The organism is Fictibacillus sp. Mic-4 (assembly GCF_049843615.1).
Lineage (GTDB): Bacteria > Bacillota > Bacilli > Bacillales > Fictibacillaceae > Fictibacillus_A > Fictibacillus_A gelatini.
Window position 1 is genome coordinate 30,402 of the sequence record NZ_JBBHZM010000004.1, and the last position, 13,382, is coordinate 43,783.

General features: G+C 39.9%; 18 protein-coding genes. 17 read left to right on the forward strand and 1 reads right to left on the reverse strand.

Going from position 1 to position 13,382, the window contains the following annotated elements:
• Positions 1-23: 23 nt before the first annotated feature.
• The 6 genes from WD019_RS04910 to fni all read left to right on the forward strand — a co-directional run bounded on the left by WD019_RS04910 (position 24) and on the right by fni (position 4,599).
• Positions 24-686, forward strand: a complete 663-nt coding sequence (locus tag WD019_RS04910) for a flagellar brake protein (protein WP_425710820.1) — start codon at positions 24-26, stop codon at positions 684-686.
• Positions 687-745: 59 nt separating this feature from the next.
• Complete coding sequence (locus tag WD019_RS04915) at positions 746-922, forward strand: DUF5359 family protein (protein WP_154657917.1); 177 nt, start codon at positions 746-748, stop codon at positions 920-922.
• A gap of 112 nt (positions 923-1,034) precedes the next feature.
• Positions 1,035-1,709: a (d)CMP kinase gene (cmk, locus tag WD019_RS04920; RefSeq protein WP_425710821.1), complete on the forward strand. Its 675-nt coding sequence runs from the start codon at positions 1,035-1,037 to the stop codon at positions 1,707-1,709.
• Between the two features lie 61 nt (positions 1,710-1,770).
• Positions 1,771-2,292, forward strand: a complete 522-nt coding sequence (locus WD019_RS04925) for a lysophospholipid acyltransferase family protein (RefSeq protein WP_425710822.1) — start codon at positions 1,771-1,773, stop codon at positions 2,290-2,292.
• Positions 2,293-2,349: 57 nt separating this feature from the next.
• On the forward strand, positions 2,350-3,489 hold the full coding sequence (rpsA, locus tag WD019_RS04930; protein ID WP_425710823.1) for a 30S ribosomal protein S1: 1,140 nt from the start codon (positions 2,350-2,352) through the stop codon (positions 3,487-3,489).
• 51 nt (positions 3,490-3,540) lie between these two features.
• Entirely contained in the window at positions 3,541-4,599 is a 1,059-nt protein-coding gene (fni, locus tag WD019_RS04935; protein ID WP_035350239.1) for a type 2 isopentenyl-diphosphate Delta-isomerase, read from the forward strand.
• Between the two features lie 13 nt (positions 4,600-4,612).
• Here the strand turns inward: fni and WD019_RS04940 are convergent, their stop codons facing one another.
• Positions 4,613-4,747 (reverse strand): YpzI family protein, encoded by a 135-nt coding sequence (locus WD019_RS04940; protein WP_425710824.1) that lies wholly within the window; start codon positions 4,745-4,747, stop codon positions 4,613-4,615.
• 91 nt (positions 4,748-4,838) lie between these two features.
• On the opposite strand from WD019_RS04940, the gene WD019_RS04945 reads away from it, so the two are divergent.
• The 11 genes from WD019_RS04945 (at position 4,839) to WD019_RS04995 (ending at position 13,379) form a co-directional block, all read left to right on the forward strand.
• Entirely contained in the window at positions 4,839-5,438 is a 600-nt protein-coding gene (locus WD019_RS04945) for a YphA family membrane protein (RefSeq protein ID WP_026676937.1), read from the forward strand.
• A 146-nt stretch (positions 5,439-5,584) separates the two neighbouring features.
• On the forward strand, positions 5,585-6,898 hold the full coding sequence (gene der / locus WD019_RS04950) for a ribosome biogenesis GTPase Der (RefSeq protein WP_425710825.1): 1,314 nt from the start codon (positions 5,585-5,587) through the stop codon (positions 6,896-6,898).
• A 38-nt stretch (positions 6,899-6,936) separates the two neighbouring features.
• On the forward strand, positions 6,937-7,947 hold the full coding sequence (locus WD019_RS04955) for an NAD(P)H-dependent glycerol-3-phosphate dehydrogenase (RefSeq protein WP_026676939.1): 1,011 nt from the start codon (positions 6,937-6,939) through the stop codon (positions 7,945-7,947).
• Between the two features lie 99 nt (positions 7,948-8,046).
• The gene (locus WD019_RS04960; RefSeq protein WP_026676940.1) at positions 8,047-8,313 is read left to right on the forward strand and encodes a stage VI sporulation protein F; all 267 of its coding nucleotides are present in this window, start codon (positions 8,047-8,049) and stop codon (positions 8,311-8,313) included.
• Positions 8,314-8,435: 122 nt separating this feature from the next.
• Positions 8,436-8,636, forward strand: a complete 201-nt coding sequence (locus WD019_RS04965; RefSeq protein ID WP_026676941.1) for a DUF2768 domain-containing protein — start codon at positions 8,436-8,438, stop codon at positions 8,634-8,636.
• Between the two features lie 17 nt (positions 8,637-8,653).
• Complete coding sequence (locus WD019_RS04970; protein ID WP_425710826.1) at positions 8,654-9,364, forward strand: hypothetical protein; 711 nt, start codon at positions 8,654-8,656, stop codon at positions 9,362-9,364.
• 247 nt (positions 9,365-9,611) lie between these two features.
• On the forward strand, positions 9,612-11,090 hold the full coding sequence (gene spoIVA, locus WD019_RS04975; protein ID WP_026676943.1) for a stage IV sporulation protein A: 1,479 nt from the start codon (positions 9,612-9,614) through the stop codon (positions 11,088-11,090).
• A gap of 218 nt (positions 11,091-11,308) precedes the next feature.
• Positions 11,309-11,581 (forward strand): HU family DNA-binding protein, encoded by a 273-nt coding sequence (locus tag WD019_RS04980; protein ID WP_035350245.1) that lies wholly within the window; start codon positions 11,309-11,311, stop codon positions 11,579-11,581.
• A 176-nt stretch (positions 11,582-11,757) separates the two neighbouring features.
• Positions 11,758-12,339 carry a GTP cyclohydrolase I FolE gene (gene folE / locus WD019_RS04985; RefSeq protein ID WP_407636379.1) on the forward strand — a complete coding sequence of 194 codons (582 nt, stop codon included), beginning with the start codon at positions 11,758-11,760 and terminating at the stop codon, positions 12,337-12,339.
• A 28-nt stretch (positions 12,340-12,367) separates the two neighbouring features.
• Positions 12,368-12,580 carry a trp RNA-binding attenuation protein MtrB gene (gene mtrB, locus WD019_RS04990; RefSeq protein ID WP_035350342.1) on the forward strand — a complete coding sequence of 71 codons (213 nt, stop codon included), beginning with the start codon at positions 12,368-12,370 and terminating at the stop codon, positions 12,578-12,580.
• 97 nt (positions 12,581-12,677) lie between these two features.
• Positions 12,678-13,379, forward strand: coding sequence for a heptaprenyl diphosphate synthase component 1 (locus WD019_RS04995; protein ID WP_425710827.1), 702 nt, complete (start codon positions 12,678-12,680; stop codon positions 13,377-13,379).
• The last annotated feature ends 3 nt before the right edge of the window (positions 13,380-13,382 follow it).

The window sequence follows — 13,382 nt, forward strand, 5'->3', positions numbered from 1 at the left end:
TGCTAAAAGTTGGGTGAACTTTTTTGATTACGATAGGAGAAACCGTTTATTTGGAACCATTACATTCAGAGAAGCAAGACCGTTACAAATGTAAAATCGTTGAAATCAAGGAAAATCAGTTATGGGTAGACTATCCCATCAATGAAAAGACAAAGCGAACAGAATTCTTTTTAGAAGGAACGCCATTTAAAGCAACATTTGTCAATAAAAAGGACCAATCGGTATTTATGTTTAAAACAGAGCTTCAGGGGCGCAAAATGGACAAAATCCCCGTTTTACTTATAAGTTACCCCGGGAGTGAAGCACTTCAGCGTATTCAGCGAAGGCAATATGTTCGGGTCGATACAATGCTTGATGTTGCCGTTAGCCATAACGAACAGCTGTTTTCACCGTTTGTTACAGTTGCTGTTGATATTAGTGCAGGCGGAATGCAACTCGTCTTGCCCCGGCGCCATTCTCTGTTGGAAAACAATATCATTCAATGTTTAATCGTACTTCCAATGACATCAGGAGAGAAAGTTTACCTTGATCTTGAATGCAACGTATTAAGAATATCCGCTGATAGCGAAAAGGTGAGGGCTTCCATCCAATTTAAAGAAATTCAGGAATTTGAACGTCAGCAAATTATTCGCTATTGTTTTGAACAACAACTCCTGCATAAGAAAAAAGAGGCCATGAATGAATAGCATTTTAGTGAATGTGGAATACTTCGTGGATGAATATAGAATGTAAAGGAAGAACTCGGATGGAAAAATTGGATCATCTATTAATCAAGCTTGTCTTCATTCACATTGTATTTCTTTTTCTTGCACAATGGGCCATTCAACATGAGACATGGCACGAACGGTTTAATAAAAGCGTGTATTACGAAGGCGTCTTAAAGGAAAACAAAACGAATCTACTTGAAACATTAGACCGCTAACCAGAGAATATGATATAGTAAATTCGTTATTATTTTTTTTTAGTAGCCTAAAAAAGCAGGGGAAATACCTGCTTTTTAGTATGTAGAGATGGTGTTTTTGGGAGGAAAAATAATGAAACAAAAATTAAAAATAGCAATCGATGGCCCCGCCGGAGCTGGAAAAAGTACAGTTGCCAAATTGGTGGCTGATCAATTGTCATACATTTATATTGATACGGGTGCCATGTATCGTGCGTTAACCTATAAAGCGCTTTTAACGCGCGTTGATGTGCATAATGAAGAAGAACTAGCTCATTTATTAAAGAATTCTATGATTGAATTAAAAGTCCAAAATTCAAGACAGGCCGTTATTTTAGACGGCAAGGATGTAACCGATGAAATTCGTACAGCTGACGTAACGAACAATGTTTCGTTTGTTGCGAAATGCCAGACGGTCAGAGAAGAAATGGTTAAACGGCAACAACTCCTTGCCAGAGGCGGCGGAGTCGTAATGGACGGCCGCGATATCGGGACACATGTGATGCCTGATGCCGAGGTGAAGGTTTTTCTAGTCGCATCCGTAGAGGAAAGGGCACGAAGAAGATTTGAAGAAAATAAATTAAAAGGGTTTGAAGCCGACTTTGAACAATTAAAGGAAGAAATTGCACTTCGAGATAAACGGGATTCAGAACGAGAATATGCACCATTAAAAAAAGCAGAAGACGCAATCGAACTTGATACGACATCTATGACCATACAGGATGTAGTTAACGCAATTTTGCATTTAGTCAACGAAAGGGCTGAATAGGGTGGATTTATACTTTATTGGGAAAAAAGTTTGTCAAACTTTTTTTGCTTTGATGTATGGCATGGAGGTGAAAGGTAAGGAAAAAATCCCACAGGACGGTGGAGTTTTACTTTGTGCCAATCATATTCACAATTTTGATCCGCCGTTAGTCGGCGTTGCTACGCCAAGAGTCGTTCATTTTATGGCAAAAGCTGAACTTTTCAACGTTCCCGTGTTAAAACATATTATTAAACGGATCCATGCTTTTCCGGTCCGCCGGGGAATGAGTGACAAACAGGCGCTGAAAAACGGTCTAAATCTTTTAAAAGAAGGAAAAGTGCTCGGGCTTTTCCCCGAAGGGCACCGCAGCAAGACCGGTGAATTAGGAGAAGGTCTTGCAGGAGCGGGTTTTTTTGCATTGAAAACAGATGCTGCTGTTATTCCGTGTGCGATTATCGGAAAGTACAAATTCAGAAAAAAATTAAAGGTCGTTTATGGCGAACCGATCGATTTTAAAGAACTAAAGGAGCAAAAAGTTTCCGCAAAAGAGGCAACAGACCTTATAATGGAACATATAAGGCGATTGATAAATGAGAATCAATAAAGACTGTTTTGGATGGTGATTCTTAATCTTTCAGCTAAATTTGAGGAGGGCAAACGTATGACAGAAGAAATGAATACAAGTTTGACGGACACAAAAGTGGTTGAAACCGGAGACGTTGTTCAAGGTACGGTTATTAAAGTGGAAGATAAGTATGCGCTAATTGATATTGGTTATAAGCAAGATGCGTTGCTGGCTGTCAATGAAATTTCCAACCTGTTTGTTGAAAAAGCAAGTGATGTATTAAACACAGGAGATGTGATTACTGTAAAAGTCATTTCGCTTTCAGAAGACAAGCTTCTCGTTTCAAAAAAAGCTGTAGATTCTGAAAAATCATGGGAAGAGTTGGAAAAGAAATTTGAAAATAACGAAACATTTACGGTGACCATTCATGATGTCGTTAAAGGCGGACTTGTTGTCGACCTTGGTGTAAGAGGATTTATCCCCGCATCAATGGTCGAAAAGCATTTTGTAGAAGATTTCAGCGACTATAAAGGAAAAGAATTAGACGTTAAAATTGTTGAATGCGATCAAGAAAAAAATCGTTTAATTTTATCCCACCGTGCCGTTTTAGAAGAGATCGAAAACAAGAAAAAAGAAAACTTATTAAATTCATTGTCGCAAGGACAAGTTCTTGAAGGAAAAGTGCAAAGATTGACAAACTTTGGAGCATTTGTAGACATTGGCGGGGTTGATGGGCTCGTACATATTTCTCAATTGTCCCATAAACGTGTAGATCATCCTTCAGAAGTCGTTCAAGAAGGAGATACCGTTACGGTAAAAGTATTAAATGTAGACCGCGATAGTGAGCGCATTTCTTTATCCATTAAAGAAACACTTCCAAGCCCATGGGAGCAAGTAATAAACAATATGCAACCTGGTGAGGTTATTCAAGGAGTCGTCAAGCGTCTCGTTTCATTCGGAGCATTTGTTGAAGTGGGAGAAGGAGTCGAAGGGCTTGTTCATATTTCGGAAATTAGCAATCGACATATTGGAAATCCGAATGAAGTGTTAAAAGAAGGGGAAACTGTTACTGTAAAAGTGTTGGATGTTGACCGCGGCGAAAAGCGGATTTCTTTAAGCATTCGTGCTGCTTTAGAAGAAAAAGAAGAGCAAAACATGAAAGACAACTTGCCAAAAGAAGAAAAAGGATTTTCCCTTGCGGATATGATTGGCGATCAACTAAAAAAATATCAATAACATTGCCGCAAGAGAATGTTTTAAACTAGTATGCAAACAGGTGAAAACGATATGCGATCTTTGAGGAAATTGGAACATATTAAGCATGCGGTTGAAAGTGAAAAAATAGGAACAAACGGATTTGATGATATAACGCTTGTTCACAATAGCTTATCTAATGTTTCAGTTTCTTCGATTGATCTTAAAACGAAAATAGGTGAACTCGATTTACGTTCACCTATTTTTATTAATGCAATGACAGGTGGCGGTGGTTTAAAAACATTAGAAATTAACCGGGCGCTTGCTGAGATAGCATCTTATTTTAATATGGCGGTTAGCGTCGGTTCGCAAATGGCCGCCTTAAAAGATAAAAATGAACGGGCAACATTCGAGATTGTTCGAAAATCTAACCCGAATGGCGTCATTATTGCGAATTTAGGCAGTGAGGCGACAGTCGATCAGGCGGAAGCTGCAATCGAGATGATTGCAGCGGATGCCCTTCAGATTCATTTAAATACTGTTCAAGAACTCGTTATGCCTGAGGGTGACCGCGATTTTTCAGGCAGGCTTAATCGAATTGAAGCAATCGTAAATCGCGTCAACGTTCCGGTCATTGTTAAAGAAGTCGGCTTTGGGATCGGAAAGGAAGCTGCTTTGCTGCTTAAGGATATTGGTGTAAAGATCATCGATGTCGGAGGATACGGGGGAACCAATTTTTCTCTTATAGAAAATAAACGGCGAATGGATGAGTTGTCATTTTTTAATCATTGGGGTATCCCAACTGCGATAGCCATTATTGAAACGAACGAAGTGTTTCATGGAAGTATCATTGCTTCTGGTGGTTTACAAAACAGCCTTGAGATTGTAAAGGCTCTTTCACTCGGTTCGAACGCCGTCGGAATGGCGGGGCATTTGATCTCCGTTTTAATTAAAAAAGGAAGAGATGAACTTTTTCAAACGATTGAAAATCTGCACAATGAAATGGTGATGATCATGACAGCCCTTGGCGTTACTACGGTGAAAGAACTTCATCATCATCCAGTCGTCATTTCGGGTGCTGTTTATCATTGGCTTGAACAAAGAGGTATTGATACTGCGCGGTATGCGCAAAGAAGAACTCCCGTGAAATAGGAGTTCTTTTTCTTTAGCCTTTATTCCGTTTTCTCGCGTCTTCCGGACCTTCTAATGTTGATGATCCAGGGTATTTTAAACTTTGATCGCGATCAGATTCGACTCTTCTTGACTCGCGTAACTTTTTTTCTTGACGATCTTTGCCCACATTTCTCACTCCTTCCATCATTGGTTTTATTTTGACATACGTGATTAACTTTTATTCTTCCGAGTCATAATGAGTGATGAGGTGTAGAAAAATGGAAGGCATTTATTTTTACTGGATTTCGTGGCTCTTCTGGACATATTGCACGTTTTTAATGCCAAAATCGTCGAAACGAACAAAAGCGGCGATGTTCATACTCATATTACTTTTATGTTCAAATACATTCATTCAATATGGCCGATATGTACTCAATCTATCTTTTATTATTCTCGCTGCTATGTGTTTCTTTGCATTTACCAGGTACCCATTTAGAAACATGATTTATTTTGTTTTTGCCAGTTTCATTATCATGTTCTCTTATGTTTGTTTGCTTCTTTTTTCGATGTATGATCCGGTTTGGTTTTATATTGATGTGAAATGGGTTCTTTCAACATTCATACTTTTACTCTCAATTATTATTGTTCAAACGAAGAAAGCAAGGTTGCATGTCCTTTTGACAGGATGTTGCCAGGGAGAATGTCTTTATCGTTTTCTCATTCAAAAGTTAACAAAAACGACCATATTCGGAAGTAGCGCTTTTTTTGATACCGTTTCTATCTGTTGCTTTCTTTACGGGCTAGTATCGCTAGTGTATTATTTTAGCCAGCTTTTTAAAGAGGGGATTCAATTGACATGGCTTCACCGAAAATTATAAGTGGTTGAAAATTTCAAGCTTAATTTGCTAAAATAGATTAGCTATTCAAATCATTAGATAACCCTTTTTCTAATGTAGGGTTATCTTTTTTGTACATAAATTAAATTGCTATTCGAAGTATGTAATGTGAAAAGGGATGTGTCTATATGTCAAAACCGGTAATGGCCATTGTTGGACGGCCGAATGTTGGTAAATCAACGATATTTAATCGGATTGTCGGCGATCGTGTGTCGATTGTTGAAGATATGCCAGGTGTAACGAGAGATCGAATTTATAGTTCTGCCGAATGGTTAAACCATGAGTTTAACGTGATCGATACGGGCGGAATCGAAATTGGGGATGAACCGTTGCTGGTACAAATGAGGCAGCAGGCGGAAATTGCCATTGACGAAGCGGATGTTATTGTTTTTATCGTCGACGGCAGGGAAGGGATTACCGCAGCCGATGAAGAAGTGGCTAAATTGCTATTTCGTTCAAACAAGCCTGTTGTGTTAGGCGTAAATAAAATTGATAACCCGGAACGCCAGGAACTTATTTACGAGTTTTACTCACTTGGGATCGGGGAGCCGATTGCCATTTCAGGTGCTCACGGCTTAGGGTTAGGCGATTTGCTTGATGCGGTTGTCCGGCACTTCCCTGATCGTAAAACGGATGAAGAAGATGACGATACGATTCGTTTTTCACTTATCGGAAGGCCAAATGTCGGGAAGTCATCGCTTGTCAATAGCATTTTAGGAAAAGAACGGGTGATTGTAAGCAATATCGCCGGAACAACACGCGATGCCATTGATACGGAATTTATAAAAGATGGGCAAAAGTTCGTCATCATTGATACGGCGGGAATGAGAAAAAAAGGAAAAGTTTATGAAAGCACGGAAAAGTACAGTGTTCTCCGGGCTCTCCGGGCAATAGAACGTTCTGACGTCGTTTGTGTCGTTTTAAATGCCGAAGAAGGGATCATTGAACAAGATAAAAAAGTTGCAGGATATGCCCATGAAGCCGGCAAAGGTGTTATTATTATCGTCAACAAGTGGGATGCGATCGAAAAAGACGATAAAACGATGAAAGAATTCGAACAAAAAGTGCGTGATCACTTTTTGTATTTAAATTATGCGCCGATTATTTTTGTTTCTGCTAAAACAAAACAAAGGCTGCACACACTTTACCCGCTAATTGCCCAGGTGGCGGAAAATCATTCACTCCGAATTCAAACGAATGTTTTAAACGATGTGGTTATGGATGCGGTTGCGATGAATCCTACCCCGACTGATAACGGCAAACGGCTAAAGATTAATTACGTTACTCAAGTGGCGATCAAACCGCCTACCATTGCTTTATTCGTGAACGATCCAGAACTTCTTCATTTTTCGTATCGACGCTTTTTAGAAAATAAAATTCGTGAAACATTCGGCTTTATTGGAACGCCTATACGAATTGTGGCCCGCAAAAAAAATGAGTAGTAAACACCAATCAATGTATGAAGAAGGAGCTAGAGAGAATGACAAAAGTTGCAGTAATCGGGGCAGGAAGCTGGGGAACAGCACTGGCCGTAGTATTGGCAGATAATGACCATGAAGTTCGTCTATGGGGAAGAAGAAAAGAACAAATTGACGAAATCAATGAAAATCATACAAATGAAAAATACTTACGGGATATTGTCCTACCTTCTAATATAGAAGGTACAACAAGCATGAAAAAAGCAGTGGAAAATGCGGAATATGTTGTTCTAGTTACGCCGACAAAAGCGATGAGAGATGTTCTTGGCGAATTGAAAAGTGCACTGGATAAACCGGTGACGATTGTTCATGCGTCCAAAGGAATCGAGCCGAACACTTACAAGCGTATTTCAGAAATCATCGAAGAAGAGATCCCTGCTGAACAGAGAAATGCAATTGTCGTTTTGTCAGGTCCAAGCCATGCAGAAGAAGTTTGCCTTAGACAGCCGACTACTGTAACGGTATCATCAACCAATGTAGAATTCGCAGAACATGTCCAGGATTTGTTTATTAACCAATATTTCAGAGTGTATACGAATCCGGATATTATCGGAGTAGAAATCGGAGGCGCCCTGAAAAACATTATTGCATTAGGTGCCGGGATCTCAGATGGGTTAGGCTATGGAGACAATGCAAAAGCCGCTTTAATTACGAGAGGGCTTGCTGAAATCACGAGATTAGGAGTGAAAATGGGCGCGAATCCACTAACCTTTTCTGGATTAACTGGAATCGGTGATTTGATTGTGACATGTACGAGTGTCCACAGCCGGAACTGGCGGGCAGGGAATCTCCTTGGAAAAGGGGAAAAGCTTGATGACGTCCTTGCTAAAATGGGAATGGTTGTTGAAGGTGTCCGTACAACAGAGGCGGCGTACCATCTTGCAAAAATCGAAGATGTTGAGATGCCGATTACGAATGCGCTGCACGCTATCCTTTTTAGCGGAATGAACCCGAAAGAAGCGGTTGACGAATTAATGCAGCGCTCAAGGACGCATGAGGTTGAAGAGTTGTAAAATCTTATCAGGGGAATTCCTCTTCCGTAGATTTCTTTTTCACAATAGCCCGGGCTACCGCATACGATATGGTGAAAAGGAAGTTGGAGGAGGACGGTTATGGATAAAGAGAATCAAAATCAGTTTTTTGATAAAGTTGAACAAAAAACGAACGTGAAAAAAGAGGACATTTTTAAATTAGCCCAATCGGTCAGCACGAAAAACCTTCGTGATGAACGTACATTAAGGCAGTTAATCTCTCAAGTAGCGAATTTGGCAGGGGTGCCAGTGACTAAGCAGAAAGAGGATCAAATTATTAAAGCGGTCACGGGCAATCAAATCCCGCTTGACCTGGAAACATTGTCGAAAATGTTTGACACTAAATGATCCTGCTAGAAACCAAGAACCGGAGCATGAAACGATCGGCTCTGGTTTTTCTTTTGCCAACGTTACATCAAATCGTTATGTTTATGCTATAATTGACGCTGTAGTCGTAAAGGAGGTTCCATATGAGTGAAGGCTTGATGAAAATGTGGGTTGCGCTGTCGGCTATTGGCTTAATGTTTATAGCGGTCATTTCGATTTTGGTCAGTCGTTCAAAGTTAAAAGGGCTATTTAAATACATTGTCGCAACCATTGCTTATTTGTGTTTATTTACCGCGGGCTTTTTAATTTTACTTGTCGTCATGAGCGGTGCTTCAACAGGGTAAAAGGAGAATTAACACGAATGAAAAAATTAATGGCGTTATGTATGATCGGTCTCGTTTTTACTTTATCCGGTTGTCTTTATCCAAATGACAAGAGGGCCGAAAATCGAATTCCGTATAAAGATCAAATTCAATCAGTTCAATCGGCTGTAGAAGATTATCATAAAGATACTTCAATCCTGCCGATTAAAAATAGTGATCAATCTACAGGTATTTATGAAAAATACCGAATTGATTTTGGTAGATTGATTCCTAAATATATGCAAAAGCCACCCGGGAATTCCTATGAAAATGGGGGGACGTTTCAGTATGTGTTAGTGGATGCTGAAACAAAACCGAAAGTCAAACTCATTGATCTAGTTACAGTAAACAGGGTACAGGAGTTTGACATGCGCTTAAAAGATTACATACGAAGGAATAAGTATCCACCGTTCGAACACGTGTTAGGAAATGGGTACTTTACTTTAAATTATAAAGAATTAGGGCTAAAGTCTGAACCTTTTGTCGTCAGTCCATTTTCCGGCAAACATCTTCCGCTGATTATCGATAGCAAATATAACGTTTATGTCGATTATTCAATGGACTTGTACGAAGCATTGCATAAGTATAAACACCACTATAAAACAGGCCAGGATATTCGCGATATTTTAGTAGATCATTCGAATTTTGTCCCTGCATTTTCCGTTCCATATACGGTGAAAAAGAATGAACCGGTATTTTTAACAAAGTAGTCATGAACTCTCCTCTTTTCTAATACATTCATAGAAAAGGAGGAGAGATTTTTTTATACCCCATCTTGCGTATAAGAAGAGACCGATTATCCTGGAAGATCACGTCATGTGCTTCTCTCCCGGTCTAAATGCAATGTGAAGGTGATTTAAAAAATCTTTCGCCTCCTATCATATTTTTAGGACAACATCATAAATATGTATTGTCCAAGATAGCATCCGGAATTTATTTGGATCGGGAGGGAAACAAATGGAAAAAATCGATATTTTTAAAGATATCGCTGAAAGAACCGGAGGCGACATTTATCTCGGTGTAGTCGGTGCAGTACGTACCGGGAAATCCACCTTTATTAAACGGTTTATGGAATTAGTAGTATTACCGAATATTCAAAATGAAGCAGACCGCCAGCGCGCTCAGGACGAATTGCCGCAAAGCGCAGCAGGAAAAACGATTATGACAACCGAACCAAAATTTGTCCCGAACAATGCCGTTAGAATTCATGTCGCCGAAGGGCTGGATGTCAATATAAGACTTGTCGACAGCGTCGGCTATGCGGTTCCAAGCGCAAAAGGATACGAAGATGAAAACGGTCCGAGAATGATTCACACTCCATGGTATGACGAGCCTATACCTTTCCATGAGGCAGCAGAAATCGGCACACGCAAAGTCATTCAAGAGCATTCCACTCTTGGCGTTGTTGTCACAACAGATGGAACGATTGGAGAAATCCCAAGGCACGATTATATTGAAGCTGAAGAGCGTGTGGTTGAAGAATTAAAAGAAGTCGGCAAGCCATTTATTTTAATCATCAATTCGGTACAGCCGCATCATCCCGACACGGAACAACTTCGCAGAGATTTAGCCGAAAAGTATGACATTCCGGTGCTCGCCATCAGTGTAGAAGGAATGACAGAGCATGATATAAACAATGTATTACGTGAAGTTCTCTATGAATTCCCGGTACTTGAAGTGAATGTCAACTTGCCGAGCTGGGTAATGGTTCTCCGGGAAGAGCATTGGTTAAGGGAAAGTTATGAAGAAGCAGTTCGTGAAACGGTAAAAGATATTAAGCGGCTTCGGGACGTAGACAGGGTCGTAGGCAGCTTTAGTGAATTTGAATTTATCGATGATGCAAGATTAGCAGGGATTGAAATGGGGCAAGGGATTGCTGAAATTGATTTGTTTGCCCCGGATGATCTGTATGATCAAATTTTAAAAGAAGTGGTTGGCGTTGAAATAAGAGGAAAAGACCATCTATTGCAGCTCATGCAGGAATTTGCCTATGCGAAAGCGGAATACGATCAGGTGGCCGACGCCTTGAGAATGGTAAAACAAACCGGTTACGGAATTGCGGCACCTGCTTTATCAGATATGAGTTTGGATGAACCGGAAATCATCCGCCAGGGCTCGAGGTTCGGGGTAAGGCTTAAAGCCATTGCACCTTCCATTCATATGATTAAAGTAGATGTAGAGTCCGAATTTGCTCCAATCATAGGAACGGAGAAACAAAGTGAAGAAATGCTGCGTTATTTAATGCAAGATTTTGAGGAAGACCCGCTTTCCATTTGGAACTCCGATATATTTGGCAGATCGCTTAACTCGATTGTTCGCGAAGGAATTCAAGGAAAAATTGCTTTAATGCCTGAAAACGCAAGGTATAAATTAAAAGAAACGCTGGAACGAATCATCAATGAAGGTTCTGGAGGTTTAATCGCCATTATTTTATAAAAGTGCGGAGTGGATCATTTCCACTTCGTTTTTTTGTATAAAAAACCGGAATTTCGTTAATAATCGACAAAAACGATTGAATTCTTGCGGTTTATCGGTTAATATAAGGCTTGTTACATGCAAAATAAAAATTGCATAGACCTCTTAAAGTAGTTCCGCAAATTCCGATATATATAAATGAATGAATATCGAATGGTACTTGAGAGGAGGTGAATGGAATGAACAAGACTGATCTCGTAAATGCAGTAGCTGAGCAAACTGAACTTTCCAAAAAGGATGCATCAAAAGCAGTTGATGCTGTATTTGAAGCAATTACTGAAACATTAAAGGAAGGTAATAAAGTTCAACTTATCGGTTTTGGTAACTTCGAAGTTCGTGAGCGTGCCGCTCGTAAGGGACGCAACCCACAAACTGGTGAAGAAATCGAAATTGCAGCAAGCAAGGTGCCTGCTTTCAAACCTGGAAAAGCCCTTAAGGATGCTGTAAAATAAGCTTATACATAGGGCATTAAAAACCGCAAATTTTGCGGTTTTTTTATATTTAAGGAATCGATAGTTTCCTAAGGGCTGGCAAGATTCTCGGCCAGCCTGAAACCACTATAGCGTTTTTCTAACTTTGCGATTTCCTGATACATATGCTAGAATCGACTTGACGTGGTCTGATTTGAATGGAGGAAAAAACCTTGACGGAATTTGATCGTGAAAAAATAGAACAGGCAGTGCGAATGATTTTAGAAGCAATCGGGGAGGATCCGACCCGTGAAGGGCTGCTTGATACACCGAAACGTGTTGCAAAAATGTATGAAGAAGTTTTTCAAGGATTGAATCAAGATCCGAAAGAATACTTCGCAACCATATTTGGAGAAGAACATGAAGAACTTGTTCTTGTAAAAGATATACCGTTTTATTCGATGTGCGAACACCATCTTGTGCCTTTTTTTGGGAAAGCTCATGTTGCCTATATTCCAAAGGGTGGTAAAGTGACAGGCTTAAGCAAATTGGCAAGAGCTGTTGAAGCGGTAACACGTCGGCCGCAGCTGCAGGAAAGAATAACGACAGATGTTGCGAACGCTATTCTCGAAACATTGTCACCTTATGGAGTAATGGTCGTTGTTGAAGCTGAGCATATGTGCATGACAATGCGAGGTGTGAAGAAACCAGGTTCAAAAACGATTACTTCAGCTGTACGGGGTGTTTTTGCGAGTGATGCGGCTGCAAGAGCAGAAGTGCTTGGCTTAATTCGGGCATAGTGAAATGGAGTGAAAAAGGGTGAAAGAGATGGACAATGACTTTTTTGTGATTAAAGCAAAAGAAAATGGTGTAAACGTCATTGGTTTAACAAGAGGAACAGAAACAAGATTTCATCATTCTGAAAAGCTGGATAAAGGTGAAGTGATGATCGCTCAATTTACCGATCATACCTCAGCTGTTAAAGTTAGAGGAAAAGCTGTCATCTATACTCGGCATGGTGTTGTCGATACAGAAGCTTAAAAGCAGGATTCCTGCTTTTATTTTATTGAAAAAAATTAGTTTATAAATGGTATAATACATATAGGCTTTTTTGATAGTTAAATGTGGGGGAAAAGACATGAAATTCAACCATGAAGAAGTGAATAAATTAAACCAGCTCGTAATGGAGAAATTGGAACATTCGTATTTAAAGGAATATGTCAACGTTCCCCTTATCAATAGCGACAAGGCTATCCTTGCATACTGGCTGCTCAGGGAAAAAGGTTTTCAAGAAGAGCTTCTCGGAGAGTATTATTGTTCGATTATGCTTGTACAGCTTGCCCTTGATACGCACGAAGAAATTTTGAATATTTCGGGCGAAAATAAAAAAATGCGGCAACTTCTCGTTCTTGCGGGAGATTATTATAGCAGTCTCTACTATGATTTACTTGCAGAGATTGAAGACATCGCGTTTATCCGTGCTCTTGCCGAAGGAATTCGGAAAATCAATGAATATAAAATGAAAGTCCATCATGCCGAGGAACTTCTTCCGGACGAATGGCTGGCTGCTAAAAAAGGGATTGAAAGTTCCTTATTGATGGAAGTGGCAGAACATCTTGGGATGGAAAAATTCACCTCCTTTATCTCTCATTTTTTATTTATTTCCTGCGCTTCCGATTGGAAGGAACATGTACGGGCCGGTAAATTAATTCAACAAGAGATCGATTCATCTATTAAGCGCCTTCAATCGATAGAAGTACCAGTGATGCTACAATCTGTAGTGCAAAATCGAATGAATTCCTTACTTGGGAAAAAACATGCGCAGCTTGGAGAAGGGTAAAAA